This window comes from Streptomonospora litoralis (assembly GCF_004323735.1).
Classification (GTDB): Bacteria; Actinomycetota; Actinomycetes; order Streptosporangiales; family Streptosporangiaceae; genus Streptomonospora; species Streptomonospora litoralis.
In genome coordinates this window covers 1,825,109-1,838,929 of sequence record NZ_CP036455.1, presented here as the reverse complement: position 1 = coordinate 1,838,929, position 13,821 = coordinate 1,825,109, and the positions used below count along the sequence as shown (strand labels likewise).

The following is a 13,821-nucleotide window of genomic DNA, read 5'->3' as shown; positions in this document are numbered from 1 at the left end:
AACCGAAGGGGAGAGACATGAGCACGGACCTCACCGAATCCGGGGCCCAGCCCAAGGGCGAGCACTACGTGCAGTCGCTGGAGCGCGGTCTGGCCGTGATCCGCGCGTTCACCGCGCAGAGTCCGACCATGACGCTGAGCGAGGTGGCGCGGGTGACCGGACTCACCCGGGCCGCTGCACGGCGCTTCCTGCTCACACTGGTCGACATGGGCTACGTACGCACCGACGGCCGGCTGTTCTCGCTGACCCCCCGGGTGCTGGAGCTGGGCTATGCCTACCTCTCCTCGGCCGGGCTGCCCGAGGTCGCCCAGCCCCATCTGGAGCGGTTGGCCGCCGACCTGCACGAGTCCTCCTCGGTCTCGGTACTCGACGGCGACGACGTCGTCTACGTCGCCCGCGTCTCCACGTCACGCATCATGAACGTGGCCATCAACGTCGGCACGCGCTTCCCCGCCTACGCCACCTCGATGGGACGGGTGCTGCTGGCGGGCCGCCCCGCTGAGGAGGTCGACGCCTATCTGGAGAAGGCCGAACTCGCGCGGCTGACGGCGTTCACCGTGACGACCCCCGGCCGTCTGAAGTCGGAGATCGAGCGTGTGCACAACCAGGGCTGGGCGCTGGTCGACCAGGAACTGGAGGAGGGCTTGCGCTCGGTCGCCGCCCCCGTCCGCGACCGCGACGGCCGGGTGGTGGCCGCGGTCAACGTCTCGGCCCACGCCAGCCGCTCCTCGGTCGAGGACATCCGGCGCGAACTGCTGCCGCCCCTGCTCGCCACCGCCGCCCGCATCGAGGCCGACCTGGAGATCTCCCAGCGCGCGGCGGGCCACATCTGACGACCGCCCCGCGCCGGTAGACCGGCGAGGAGCGGACCGCCCGGCGACTACCGGCGGACCGGCCGACGAGAAGTCCCATCATCGGATGGCAACGATCCGGCATCACCCGTCCCGAGCCGAGAGCTCCGCCGCTCGTTCGCGGCCGCGGGCCGAGCCGGACCGCCGGCCCGCGGCCGAGTGGTCGACTCCGCCGCGAAAACCCCGCTGCCACCGCGCGACCCCGCAGGTGGCGCCACCGGAACTTCGAACGCCTCCCGCACGCCCCTGCGCAGACCGGCCGTTCACCGGCTCTTGACCCGCGGGACGGCGGTCGGCAATGATGTGCGCATTAGGAACATGCATTCGGCATACGAACAGATTTGGACCCGCTTATGATCGTGCCGCTGGACGAGGGTGTACGCGAACTCGTCGGCGACGGTGACACGGTCGCGCTGGAAGGCTTCACCCACTTGATCCCGGTGGCCGCCGGCCACGAGATCATCCGCCAGCAACGGCGCGACCTCACCCTGGTCCGGATGACCCCCGACATCGTCTACGACCAGCTGATCGGCGCGGGCTGCGCCGCGCGCCTGGTCTTCTCCTGGGGCGGCAACCCCGGAGTCGGCTCCCTCCACCGCTTCCGCGACGCGATCCAGCACGGCTGGCCGCGCCCCCTGGAGATCGAGGAGCACAGCCACGCCGGCATGGCCAACCGCTACGTCGCCGGCGCGTCCGGACTGCCCTTCGCGGTGCTGCGCGGCTACGCCGGCACCGACCTGGTCGGCCAGACCGAGACGATCAAGACCGTGGAGTGCCCCTTCACCGGCGAACGGCTGGCCGCGGTCCCCGCCCTCAACCCCGACGTCGCGATCGTGCACGCCCAACGGGCCGACCGCTCGGGAAACGTCCAGCTCTGGGGCATCACCGGCATCCAGAAGGAGGCCGTACTCGCGGCCAAGCGCTCGCTGGTGACCGTCGAGGAGGTCGTCGACGAGCTCGAACCGGTCCCCGGCCAGGTGGTCCTGCCCTCCCGCGTGCTCAGCGCCGTCGCCGTCGCCCCCGGCGGCTCGCGCCCCTCCTACGCCCACGGCTACTACGCGCGCGACAACAGCGCCTACCAGGACTGGGACGCCGTCAGCCGCGAGCGCGAGACGTTCGCCCGCTGGCTGGAGGACGAGGTGGGTGCTCCTGCACAGCTGCCCGGAAAGGCAGGATGACATGACCACAACCACGGGCTACACCGCAGACGAGATGATGACGGTGGCCGCCGCCCACGCTCTGACGTCGGAGATGGCCTGCTTCGTGGGCATCGGCCTGCCCAGCACGGCGGCCAACCTCGCGTGCCGCACCCACGCCCCCGGCCTGTGGATGATCTACGAGTCGGGCACCCTGGGCACCCGGCCCGGCACACTCCCGCTGTCGATCGGCGACGGCGTGCTCGCCGAGACCGCCGACACCGTCGTATCGGTGCCCGAGGTGTTCAACTACTGGCTGCAGCCCGGGCGGATCGACGTCGGCTTCCTCGGCGCCGCCCAGATCGACCGCTACGCCAACATCAACACCACGGTCATCGGCGACTACTCCGACCCCAAGGTGCGTCTGCCCGGCGCGGGCGGCGCCCCCGAGATCGCCGCCTCCTGCCGCGAGGTCGTGGTCGTCGTCCGCCAGAGCACCCGCGCCTTCGTGGACCGCGTCGATTTCGTGACCTCGATGGGCCACGGCCGCGGCGCCGGCGACCGCGAGAGCCTCGGACTGCCGGGCGCCGGGCCCACCCGCGTCATCACCGACCTGGGAGTGCTCAAGCCCGACCCGCAGACGCGCGAGCTCACCCTCGCCCAGCTGCACCCCGGCGTCACCGCCGAGGACGCCCGCGCCGCAACGGGGTGGGACCTCGCCGTCTCCCCCGACCTGGCCACGACGCCCGAGCCCACCGCCGAGGAACTCGCGGTGCTGCGTTCACTGTCGGGGCGGGAATAGCACCGGGTCCGCCCGGCGTCGCGGCACCGGCCCGACGACCGGGGAGCCGCGCCGCGGTCGCCGGGCGCGGAGGTGATAGGCAATGAGCAGAAGAGGCGGACACCGCGCCGTGGCCCAGGCACGCGGCGCCCGCCGCGGCGCCGGGCCGCTCCCGCCCGGCGGCCGTTCCCGTGAGCAGACGAGAGGCCCGCTATGAACGACGTATACGTCCTGGACGCGGTGCGCACCCCCTTCGGCAAGCACGGGGGCGCGCTCGCCGGGGTGCGCCCCGACGACCTGGCCGCCCACGCCGTGCGCGGCCTCGTCGAGCGCACGAGCGGACTCGACCCGGCCGCCGTCGACGACGTCTACTTCGGCGACGCCAACGGCGCCGGTGAGGACAACCGCAACGTCGCCCGCATGGCGGCCCTGCTGGCCGGCCTGCCGACCTCGGTGCCCGGCGCCACGCTGAACCGGCTGTGCGGCTCGGGCCTGGAGGCGGTCATCGCCGCCAACCGCGCGGTCGCCGTGGGCGATGCGTCGCTGGTCCTCGCCGGCGGTGTGGAGTCGATGAGCCGCGCGCCCTGGGTGCTGCCCAAACCCGCCAAGGGCTTTCCCGCCGGGCACGAGACGCTGCACTCCACCACGCTGGGCTGGCGCATGGTGAACCCGGCCATGCCCCAGGAGTGGACGGTGTCGCTGGGCGAGTGCACCGAGCAGATCGCCGAGCTGTACGGCATCGAGCGCTCCGAGCAGGACGCCTTCGCGCTGCGCAGCCACACCAAGGCTGCCGCGGCCTGGGAGAAGGGCGTCTACGACGCGGAGACCGTGCCGGTACCGGGCGTGGAACTGGCGCGCGACGAGAGCATCCGCGAGACCTCCCCCGAGAAGCTCGCCGGGCTGAAGCCGGCCTTCCGCCCCGAGGGCTCGGTCACGGCCGGCAACTCCTCCCCGCTCAACGACGGTGCCGCGGCCCTGCTGATCGGCGACGAGGCGGCCGCGTCGGCCACCGGCGCCACCCCGCTGGCACGCATCGTCAGCCGGGGGGTCGCCGCTGTCGAGCCGCACCGCTTCGGCATCGGCCCGGTCGAGGCCGCCGAGACCGCGCTGGCCCGGGCGGGCATCGGCTGGGAGGACCTGACGGCCGTCGAGCTGAACGAGGCCTTCGCCGCCCAGTCGCTGGCCTGCTTGCGGCTGTGGCCCGCGCTGGACCCCGAGATCGTCAACCCCAACGGCGGCGCGATCGCCATCGGCCACCCGCTGGGCGCCTCCGGGGCGCGCATCCTGGGCTCGCTCGCCCACGAGCTCCGCCGCCGCGGCGGCGGCTGGGGCCTGGCCGCGATCTGCATCGGCGTGGGCCAGGGCCTCGCCGTCGTGCTGCACGCCTGAGGGCGCGCAGCAGGGCCTGCGGCCGAGTACACACCTGCATACATGCACACGCGATAAGCGACAGGGAGGAGGCAGAGGAGCCATGAGCACCGACCCGGACACCGGCGCGGTCCCGCTCGCGGCGGGGTACCTGCGCGACACCGGGGCCCATCCGCCGATGGACTACCCCGGATACCGCAGCACCGCGCTGCGCCACCCCAAGCGGCCGCTGCACCTGCTCCCGCACCTGCTGACCGAGGTCACGGGACCGCTGCTGGGCGAAGGCCGCATCGGCGAGACCGACAACGACCTCACCCGCCAGCACGAGGGCGAGCCGCAGGGGCAGCGCATCATCGTGCACGGCCAGGTCCGCGACGGCGACGGCAGTCCGATCCCCCGCACGCTGATCGAGATCTGGCAGGCCAACGCCGGCGGGCGCTACCGCCACACCGGCGACAACTGGCCCTGCCCCCTGGACCCCAACTTCACCGGCGTGGGGCGCACGCTCACCGACGAGCAGGGCCGCTACCGGTTCACCACCATCCGGCCCGGCGCCTACCCGTGGAAGAACCACGACAACGCCTGGCGCCCGGCCCACATCCACTTCTCCCTGTTCGGCCGCGCGTTCACCCAGCGCCTGGTCACCCAGATGTACTTCCCGGGAGACCCGCTGTTCTTCCAGGACCCCATGTGGAACTCGATCCCGGACGAGAAGGCCCGGGAGCGCCTGCTGGCGCGATTCGACTACGCGGCCACCGAGCCCGAGTGGGCGCTGGCCTACGAGTGGGACATCGTGCTGCGCGGGCGCGAGTCCACCGTCTTCGAGTCGGAAGTGGACGACGAGTGATGAACGCACCCGGCGCGACGACGCCTTCCCAGACCGTCGGCCCCTACCTGCACATCGGGCTGCCCTGGCCGGACGGCCCCTTCGCCCTGGCCGAGGGCACCGAGGGGGGCTTCTGGATTCGCGGCACCCTCTACGACGGGGCGCAGGCGCCCATCACCGACGGGCTGATCGAGACCTGGCAGGCCGACCCCGAGGGCCGCTTCGACCACCCCGACGACGCCCGCGGCGCCCGGGCCTGGCCCGCCTTCCGCGGCTTCGGCCGCAGCGCCACCGACGAGCGGGGCGGATTCGGCGTCTACACGCTCAAGCCTGGAGGGGTCCCGGGAACGGGCGGCGCGATGCAGGCGCCGCACATCGACGTCTCGGTCTTCGCCCGCGGAATGCTCAACCGCACGGTCACCCGCATCTACTTCCCGGATGAGGCGGAGGCCAACGCCGCCGACCCGGTGCTGTCGGCGGTCCCCGAGCCGGAGCGCGCCACGCTGATCGCGCGACCCGCCGAGGACGGCTACCGCTTCGACATCCGGCTGCAGGGCGAGGATGAGACCGTCTTCTTCGACATCTGAGCCGGTGCGGCCGACGGCGGCACCGGTGGCGGGGCCCGGCCGGTACTCCTGCCGGGCCGGATGCGCGACGAGAACGAGCGAGGAGCCGTGAACGAGGACAGCGGTGCGGCGGGCGGCCTGTACGGCGGCATCTTCGGCCGCGGCGGTATCGCGGCCGAGACGGACGACCGCGCGTGGCTGCGGGCGCTGCTGGACGCGGAGGCCGCGCTGGCGCGCGCCCACGCGCGCGTCGGTCTGGTCCCGGCGGAGCACGCGGCCGCGATCACCGCCGCCTGCGTACCCGAGGCCTTCGACGCCGACGCCCTGGGGGCGGCCGCGGCCGGGGCGGGCAATCCTGTCGTGCCGCTGGTGGCCGAACTGACCCGCCGCGTCGGCGGCGACGCGGCCCGCCACATCCACCACGGCGCCACCAGCCAGGACATCATGGACACCGCCGCCATGCTGGTCGCCCGCCGAGCGGGCGGCGCGGTCGCCGAGCACACCGACGGCGCCGCGGAACTCCTGGCGGAACTGGCCGCCGGGCACCGCGACACCGTGATGGCGGGCCGCACCCTCCTCCAGCAGGCGCTGCCGACCACCTTCGGAGCCGCGGCGGCCGGCTGGCTGGAGGGGCTGGACACCGCGGCGCACCGGCTGACCGAGGTGCTCACGCAGCGGGCGGCCGCACAGCTGGGCGGCGCGGCGGGCACGCTCGCCTCGCTGGGTGAGCACGGCCCGGCGGTGGTCGCGGCGTTCGCGGAGGAGGCCGGACTGGCCGAGCCCGCCCTGCCCTGGCACACCGAACGCGGCCGGATCGCCGACATCGCCGGGGGCCTTGGCCGGGTGTGCGGCGCGGTGGGCAAGACCGCCGGCGACATCGTGCTGCTGGCCCAGACCGAGGTGGGCGAGGTCGTGGAAGCCGGCGGAGCCGGCGTCGGCGGCTCCTCGACGCTGCCGCACAAGCGCAACCCGATCGCCGCCGTCTCCGCCGTCGCCTGCGCCGAGCAGGCGCCGGGACTGGTCTCGACGCTGTTCGCCGCCCAGGCCCAGCAGCACCAGCGGGCGGCGGGCCCCTGGCACGCCGAGTGGCCGGCGCTGACGCGGCTGCTCGACGCCGCGGGATCGGCCGCGGCGTGGCTGTGCACCTCGCTGGAGCGGCTGGAGGTGCGGCCGGAGGCCATGCGCGCCAATCTGGCGGCCTCCGGCGGATTCCCCATGGCCGAACGCGTCACCACCGACCTCGCCGGCGAGCTGGGGCGCTCCCAGGCGCACGAGCGGGTGCGCGACGCCTGCGCGGAGGCGGCCGACAGCGGCCGCGCGCTGGGCGAGGTGCTCGCCGAGCACCTGGCCGGGCGCCGCAGCCGCGCCCGGATCGACGAACTCCTGGACCCGGCGGGCTACCTGGGCTCCACCGGGGTGCTGGTGGACCGCGCGCTGGCGGCCCGCACCCGGCGTCCGCGACCCGAACCCGGCGGCACCGGGCCGAGCACCGGGGAGCGGCGGTGACACCGGCCGCGCCCCCGTCGCCCGGAAGGCCGACGCCGCCGGCCCGGCCGCGGTGCCGGGCGGCCGCGACCGCGCAGAGAGGATGGAGGAGACGTTGAGCGTCGAGGTGCACCACGTCGCCGAGGGGCCGCCACAGGCGCCGTTGCTGGTGCTGTCGGGGTCGCTGGGCAGCACTCTTGAGATGTGGCGGCCGCAGGTCGAAGCGCTGTCCGACCGCTTCCGCATCGTGCGCTACGACATCCGCGGCCACGGCCGCTCGCCCGTACCCCCCGGCCCCTACAGCCTGGCCGACCTGGGCGGCGACGTGCTGCGGCTGCTGGACCGCCTCGGCGCCGAGCGCGCCCACTTCGCCGGACTGTCCCTGGGCGGGATGACGGGCATGTGGCTGGCCGCGCACGCCCCCGAGCGCATCGACCGGCTGGCGCTGCTGTGCACGGCTCCCAAGATGCCGCCCGAGGCATGGCGGCAGCGCGCGCAGACGGTGCGCGAGCAGGGTGTCGGCGCCGTCGCCGACGGCGTGGTGGAGCGCTGGTTCACTCCCGGCTACGCCGAACGCGAGCCCGAGGTCGTCGCGATGATGCGCCGGATGGTCGCCGGCGTCTCCGCCGAGGGCTACGCCGGCTGCTGCACCGCCATCGAACACATGGACCTGCGCCCCGATCTCGCGCGGATCACCGCCCCGACTCTGGTCGTCGCCGGCGGCGAGGACCCCGCCACCCCGCCCGCGGACGCCGAGCGGATCGCGGCCGCGGTGCCCGACGCCCGCCTGCACGTATTGGACGGCGGGGCGCACCTGGCCAGCTGGGAGCGGGCCGAGGAGGTCGACGGCCTGCTGCGGACGCACTTCGGCGGCGCCGCCCCGACCGGCGGCGCCCGGCCCGCATCGAAAGAGAGCAGATGACTACGAACGAGACGCCCGCGGGCGACGACGACGCACGCCGGGACGCCGGAATGGCGGTGCGGCGCGAGGTTCTGGGCGACGCCCACGTCGACCGCGCCGAGGCCGCCAAGACCGCGTTCACCGAACCCTTCCAGGACCTGATCACCCGCTACGCCTGGGGCGAGGTCTGGACGCGCGGGGGCCTCGACCGCCGTACGCGCAGCTGCATGGTGCTGACCGCGCTGACGGCCCAGGGCCACTGGGACGAACTGGGCATGCACGTGCGCGCCGCGCAGCGCAACGGGCTCGACCGCGACGAGATCGCCGAGGTGTTCCTGCAGGCGGCGATCTACTGCGGGGTCCCCTCCGCCAACAAGGCCTTCGGCATCGCCCAGCGGGTGCTGGACGAGGTCGACGCCGAGGCCGGACGCTAGGTACTTCGTTGAGTGTGGCGTCGATGGATTCGCGTCATCCAATGCGCGGAAACAACCAAGAATTCGCCTTCGACGTGGTGATCTCCGCGCATTGGATACGGACGGGGCGGGCCGGGCCGCCGCGCGCCGCCCCGCCCCAAGGAGCGGGATGGCGTCGGCGTTGGCGCGAGGGACCACCCGCCGTCGCCGCTGCTTTTCGGTCGAGGACACCCGCCACCCGCCCGGTGTCAAGACGGCACAACGGACCCCAGGCGGCGCCGAGCCGATCCGGATCGATCCTGTCGAGGCGGGGCGGCTTCACGGCCCCGTCCGGCCAGAGCCGGCGCCACACCGGCCTCCGGCCCTGAGCACAGCCCTACCAGCAGCTTTCTCCTGAAGGGAGGCAAGCGGCGCAGCGCCCCCGTCCGCCGGGCCGGGAACGCCGCGGCGCCGCGGACCCGATCATGCGCACCACAGTCGGAATCATCGGAGCCGGACCCGCCGGACTGTTCCTGTCGCATCTGCTCCACCAGCACGGCGTGGAGTCGGTGGTGCTGGAGCGCCGCGACCGCGCGTACTGCGAGCGCCGCCAGCGGGCGGGCGTCGTCGAACACGGCGTCGCCGAGGCGCTGCGCGAGTCGGGGCTGGGCGAGCGCATGGAGCGCGAGGGCTTCCGCCACGACGGCATCGAACTGCGCTTCGACGGGCGCGGCCACCGCATCGACTTTCCCGAGCTGACCGGACGCCACGTGATGATCTGGGCGCAGACCGAGATCGTCAAGGACCTGATCGCCCGACGCGTCGCCGACGGCGGGCGGATCTTCTTCGAGGCCGAGGCGACGGCGATCGAGGACATCGAGACCGAGCGGCCGCGCGTCCGGTTCACCACCGCCGAGGGCGTCGACGAGGTACTGGAGTGCGACTACGTGGTGGCCTGCGACGGCTTCCACGGCATCGGGCGCACCAGCCTGCCCGAGGAGGTCGTGCGGACCTATGACAAGACCTATCCCTTCGGCTGGTTGGGCATTCTGGCCGACGTGCCGCCCTCCTGCGACGAGCTGATCTACGCCCGCCACGAGCGCGGTTTCGCCCTGCACAGCATGCGCTCGGAGTCGGTCAGCCGCCTCTATCTGCAGGTGCCCGCCGACACCGACCCCGCCGACTGGTCCGACGACCGCATCTGGTCGGAGCTGGCGACCCGCTTCGAGCTGCGCGAAGGCGGCTGGAAGCTGGAGACCGGCCCGATCACCGACAAGAGCCTCACCCCGATGCGCAGCTTCGTCGCCGAGCCGATGCGCCACGGCCGGCTGTTCCTGGCCGGCGACGCGGCGCACATCGTGCCGCCCACCGGCGCCAAGGGGCTGAACCTGGCGATGCGCGACGTCATGCTGCTGGCCGAGGGCCTGCGCGCCTGGCAGGAGAGCGGAGCCACCGCCGCCCTGGACACCTACTCCGACACCGCGCTGCGCCGGGTGTGGCGGGCCGAGCACTTCTCCTACTGGATGACCTCGCTGCTGCACATCGATCCCGATGGCACGCCGTTCGACCGCCGGCTCCAGCTGTCCTACCTGGACCACATCGCCGCCTGCCGGCCGGCCGCCGCGCAGCTGGCCGAGAACTACACGGGGCTGCCCGAGGTCTGAGGCGCCCGCCCGTCTGCCGGGTGCAGCCGATCCCCCCGCCGTGCCGCTGCGGCGGGCGGGAGTACGGCGGCCGAAGTCAAGTCCGGCGCCGCCGCCCGCGCCGCTTCGCGACGGCGGCGCGGCGGGCGGCACGGAATCGCAACAAACTCGAAGCTGAACTGAACATCGAGTCAGTCAACCTCGCACCGTCGCACGTCCCAAGGGGTGCGGCGTTGCGATTTTCGCTAGTTCCCTGCTACGGTCGCCATTCGTGAGCGACACTATCGACGTGGACGAGGGTCCCGACCCCCTGGAGGGCCTGCGGCAGCGGGTTCGCGAACTCATCCTGCGCTCGGGCCGCTCCCAGCGCGAGTTCGCCGACACCGTGCGTTTGGAGCCGTCCAAGCTCTCCAAGTCGCTGAAAGGCACCCGGCGCTTCTCCGCCGAGGAGCTGATCCGGATCGCCGACGCCGCCGACGTCACCGTCAACTGGCTGCTCAACGGCCGCGACGACGCGGCGACCGTCGTCGCCATCCCGCCGGGCCGCCACACGCCGCCCGACGCCGCTCACCGCCGCTCCGCCGACGGGGCGTCCGTACCGGCGCCCCGCTCCGGATCGGGCGACCGGCGGCGCCAGATCATCGAGGCCGCCTGGCAGCTCATCGCCGAGCACGGCTACCACGCGGTGCGCACCGCCGACATCGCGCGTGCCTGCGGCACCTCCAGCGCCACCATCCATTACCACTTCCCCACCCTGAGCGACCTGCTCGACGAGGCGCTGCGCAGCTCCTCCAAGCAGGCGTTCGACCGGCAGGTGGCGGTACTGCACAGCATCCCCGAAGCGCGCGAGCGGCTGCACCGCCTCATCGAACTGCAGCTCCCCTACCCCGGCCACCTCACCCTGGAGTGGTCGATCTGGATGCAGGTCTGGACGGAGTCGACGCTCCACCCGCACCTGCGCGAGCTGCACGCCGGCTACTACCAGCGCTGGCACGACACCATCGCCCAGACCCTGCGCGACGGCATCGCCGAGGGCGTCTTCCGCGGCGACTGCGACCCCGAGGCCATGGCCATGCACCTCACCGCGCTGATCGACGGCCTGGCCATCCCGGTGCTGACCCGCCGTCCGGGGCGCAGCGTGCAGCAGATGCGCGAGATCCTGCGCGAGTTCGTCGCCACCCGCATCGAAGGAGTCACCCGACAGTGAACGAGACCATGAACACCGACGTCATCCTCACCGCGGCGCTCACCGGCGCCGGGGACACGGTCGGCAAGAGCGAGCACGTGCCGGTGAGCCCGAAGGAGATCGCCGCGTCGGCGGTGGCCGCCGCGGACGCCGGCGCCAGCGCCGTGCACATCCACGTGCGCGACCCCAAGACCGGGGCGCCCTCGCGCGACAACGCCCTCTACCGGGAAGTCGTCGAGCGCATCAAGGAGACCGGCACCGACGTCGTCATCAACCTCACCGCGGGTATGGGCGGCGACCTGGTCATCGGCCAGGACGACCCGATGGCCTTCGACGAGGGCACCGACCTGGTCAACGGCCTCGACCGGCTCCCCCACGTCGAGGAGCTGCTCCCCGACATCTGCACCCTCGACTGCGGCAGCGTGAACTTCGGCGACGGCAGCCTGGTCTACGTCTCCACCCCCGAAATGCTGCGCGCCGGTGCCAAGCGCATCCAGGAGTCGGGCGTACGGCCCGAACTGGAGATCTTCGACACCGGGCAGCTGTGGTTCGCCAAGCGCATGTACGCCGAAGGGCTCATCGACGACCCGTCCATGTTCCAGCTGTGCACGGGCATCCCCTACGGCGCCCCGGCCGACCCGGGCGTGCTGCAGTCGATGGTGCACCTGCTGCCCGAGGGCGCGCAGTGGGCCAGCTTCGCGATCGGCCGGATGCAGATGCCCTGGGTCGCGCAGTCCATCCTGCTGGGCGGGCACGCCCGCGTGGGGCTGGAGGACAACCTCTACCTCAGTCGCGGGGTCAAGGCCACCAACGCCCAACTGGTGGAGAAGGCCGCCGGCATCATCGAGTCGCTGGGCGCGCGCGTGTGCACGCCCGACGAGGCCCGCGCCAAGCTCAAGCTGCGCAGCGCCGGCTGACCGCGCCGCACCGGCCGCGCCACAGCACCTGACCACCGCAGACGACGAAGGACTTCTGTGCTTCCCGAAAACACCGGCCCCGACGCCACCGCCCCGTCCGCACCCGGCCCCGCGCGCCCGCAGGACCCCGCCGACGGCATCCCCTCATCCGAACGGGGGGTGCCGCGTCCCGGCGCCGCGGTCGACCCCGACGCCGTGCGCACGGTGGCGTGCGTGGGCGCCGGCGTCATCGGCGGCGGCTGGGTCGCCCACTTCCTGGCGCGCGGCTACCGGGTCGTGGCCTGGGACCCGGCGCCCGACGCCGAGTCCCGGCTGCGCCAACTGGTGGCCGCGGCCTGGCCCGCGCTGACGGGTCTCGGCCTGGCCGACGGCGCCTCCACCGAGAACCTGAGCGTGGCCGCCACGCTCGCCGAGGCGGTCGCCGAGGCCGACTTCGTCCAGGAGAGCGCGCCCGAGCGGCTGGACGTGAAGATCGGCCTGCTCGCCGAGATCGACGCCGCCGCACCCGGCCACGTCGTCATCGGCTCCTCGACCTCCGGCTACTCCATGAGCGAGATGCAGGTCAAGGCCGAGCTGCCGGAGCGCCTGGTGGTCGGCCACCCGTTCAACCCGCCCTACCTCGTGCCGCTGGTCGAGGTCGTCGGCGGCGAGGCCACCGCGGCGTGGGCGGTGGAGTGGGCCGCGGACTTCTACCGCGCCGCCGGCAAGTCCGTGATCGCCATGGACCGGGAACTCCCCGGCTTCATCGGGAACCGGATCCAGGAGGCGGCCTGGCGCGAGGCGCTGCACATGGTCGACAAGGGCGAGGCGACCGTGGAGCAGATCGACCTGGCGATGACCGCCGGCCCGGGATTGCGCTGGGCGTTCTTCGGTCCCTGCCTGACATTCCACATGGCCGGGGGCGAAGGGGGCATGGCACATATGCTCGACCATTTCGGTCCGTCCCTAAAATCTCCGTGGACTCGCCTTGAATCCCCGGAACTGACCGGCGAGCTGCGCGACGCGATGGTGCGGGAAACCGACGAGGTCGTCGCGGGACGCTCCACCGCCGAATTGATCGCCCAGCGCGACCGGCGGCTGATCGCCGTCATGCGCGCGCTGGCCGAGGTCGACGCCGAGGAGGCCGGCGAGGCCGCGAAGGCCGGCCGGTGAGCGCCGGGACGCCCGCCGACCCGGGCTCCGCCGGGCGGGCGAGTGCCGCCGTGCTGCGCCGAGAGGTGCTGCCGGAGTGGATCGACTACAACGGCCACCTCAGCGAGGCGTACTACGTCCTGCTCTTCGGATTCGCCACGGACGCCCTGATGGAGCGCGTCGGGTTGGGGCCCGGGTACCGGGAGAGCACCGGAAACTCGCTGTACACGGTCGAGGCCCACGTGCGCTACCTGCGCGAAGTGCCCGAGGGCGGCGAGGTGGAGATCCGCACCCGCGTGGTGGCGGCGGGCGCGAAGAAGGTGCGCCTGTGCCACGAGATGCGGCTGGATGGGGAACTGCGCGCGACCGAGGAACTGATGGCGCTGCACGTCGACCAGCACGAGCAGCGCACGGCGCCTTTTCCCGAGGCCGTCGCCGAGCGGCTGCGCTCGGCCGTGGAGGAGCCGCCCGATTACGCGGGACGCGCCGTGGGCTGATGCGGCGGGTCCGGCCCGGCGGCGTCGACTCCGGACCGGGGGCACCGGTGCGTAGGGGCCGGGCCACCCGGAGCCGCCACTCCGCCCGACAGGGTGCGCCCGCGCCCGGAGCCTCGCGTATGGGCGTCGGGGAGATCCGTG

General features: G+C 73.3%; 14 protein-coding genes. All 14 read left to right on the top strand.

Going from position 1 to position 13,821, the window contains the following annotated elements:
* Positions 1 to 17: 17 nt before the first annotated feature.
* The 14 genes from EKD16_RS07735 (at position 18) to EKD16_RS07670 (ending at position 13,680) form a co-directional block, all read left to right on the top strand.
* Positions 18 to 833 (top strand): IclR family transcriptional regulator, encoded by an 816-nt coding sequence (locus tag EKD16_RS07735; RefSeq protein ID WP_131097756.1) that lies wholly within the window; start codon positions 18 to 20, stop codon positions 831 to 833.
* Positions 834 to 1,204: 371 nt separating this feature from the next.
* On the top strand, positions 1,205 to 2,029 hold the full coding sequence (locus EKD16_RS07730; RefSeq protein ID WP_131097755.1) for a CoA transferase subunit A: 825 nt from the start codon (positions 1,205 to 1,207) through the stop codon (positions 2,027 to 2,029).
* 1 nt (position 2,030) lies between these two features.
* Positions 2,031 to 2,789 (top strand): CoA-transferase subunit beta, encoded by a 759-nt coding sequence (locus tag EKD16_RS07725; protein ID WP_131097754.1) that lies wholly within the window; start codon positions 2,031 to 2,033, stop codon positions 2,787 to 2,789.
* Positions 2,790 to 2,981: 192 nt separating this feature from the next.
* Positions 2,982 to 4,157 (top strand): thiolase family protein, encoded by a 1,176-nt coding sequence (locus tag EKD16_RS07720; protein WP_131097753.1) that lies wholly within the window; start codon positions 2,982 to 2,984, stop codon positions 4,155 to 4,157.
* 82 nt (positions 4,158 to 4,239) lie between these two features.
* Positions 4,240 to 4,983, top strand: a complete 744-nt coding sequence (gene pcaH / locus EKD16_RS07715) for a protocatechuate 3,4-dioxygenase subunit beta (protein ID WP_131097752.1) — start codon at positions 4,240 to 4,242, stop codon at positions 4,981 to 4,983.
* Positions 4,983 to 5,549: a protocatechuate 3,4-dioxygenase subunit alpha gene (gene pcaG / locus EKD16_RS07710; protein WP_131097751.1), complete on the top strand. Its 567-nt coding sequence runs from the start codon at positions 4,983 to 4,985 to the stop codon at positions 5,547 to 5,549. The genes pcaH and pcaG overlap by 1 nt, the downstream gene beginning before the upstream one ends.
* 87 nt (positions 5,550 to 5,636) lie before the next feature.
* A complete protein-coding gene (gene pcaB / locus EKD16_RS07705) occupies positions 5,637 to 7,034 on the top strand; it encodes a 3-carboxy-cis,cis-muconate cycloisomerase (RefSeq protein ID WP_394347319.1) in 1,398 nt (465 codons plus the stop codon).
* Positions 7,035 to 7,128: 94 nt separating this feature from the next.
* Positions 7,129 to 7,935 (top strand): 3-oxoadipate enol-lactonase, encoded by an 807-nt coding sequence (pcaD, locus tag EKD16_RS07700; RefSeq protein ID WP_165498517.1) that lies wholly within the window; start codon positions 7,129 to 7,131, stop codon positions 7,933 to 7,935.
* On the top strand, positions 7,932 to 8,348 hold the full coding sequence (gene pcaC / locus EKD16_RS07695; protein WP_131097749.1) for a 4-carboxymuconolactone decarboxylase: 417 nt from the start codon (positions 7,932 to 7,934) through the stop codon (positions 8,346 to 8,348). Before pcaD ends, pcaC begins: the two co-directional genes overlap by 4 nt.
* A gap of 443 nt (positions 8,349 to 8,791) precedes the next feature.
* Positions 8,792 to 9,970, top strand: coding sequence for a 4-hydroxybenzoate 3-monooxygenase (locus EKD16_RS07690; RefSeq protein ID WP_131097748.1), 1,179 nt, complete (start codon positions 8,792 to 8,794; stop codon positions 9,968 to 9,970).
* A gap of 250 nt (positions 9,971 to 10,220) precedes the next feature.
* Positions 10,221 to 11,156, top strand: coding sequence for a TetR/AcrR family transcriptional regulator (locus tag EKD16_RS07685; protein WP_242677288.1), 936 nt, complete (start codon positions 10,221 to 10,223; stop codon positions 11,154 to 11,156).
* Positions 11,153 to 12,052 carry a BKACE family enzyme gene (locus EKD16_RS07680; RefSeq protein WP_131097747.1) on the top strand — a complete coding sequence of 300 codons (900 nt, stop codon included), beginning with the start codon at positions 11,153 to 11,155 and terminating at the stop codon, positions 12,050 to 12,052. The genes EKD16_RS07685 and EKD16_RS07680 overlap by 4 nt, the downstream gene beginning before the upstream one ends.
* Positions 12,053 to 12,211: 159 nt before the next feature.
* Entirely contained in the window at positions 12,212 to 13,204 is a 993-nt protein-coding gene (locus tag EKD16_RS07675) for a 3-hydroxyacyl-CoA dehydrogenase NAD-binding domain-containing protein (RefSeq protein WP_131102204.1), read from the top strand.
* The gene (locus EKD16_RS07670) at positions 13,201 to 13,680 is read left to right on the top strand and encodes a thioesterase family protein (protein ID WP_131097746.1); all 480 of its coding nucleotides are present in this window, start codon (positions 13,201 to 13,203) and stop codon (positions 13,678 to 13,680) included. The genes EKD16_RS07675 and EKD16_RS07670 overlap by 4 nt, the downstream gene beginning before the upstream one ends.
* Positions 13,681 to 13,821 lie beyond the last annotated feature (141 nt).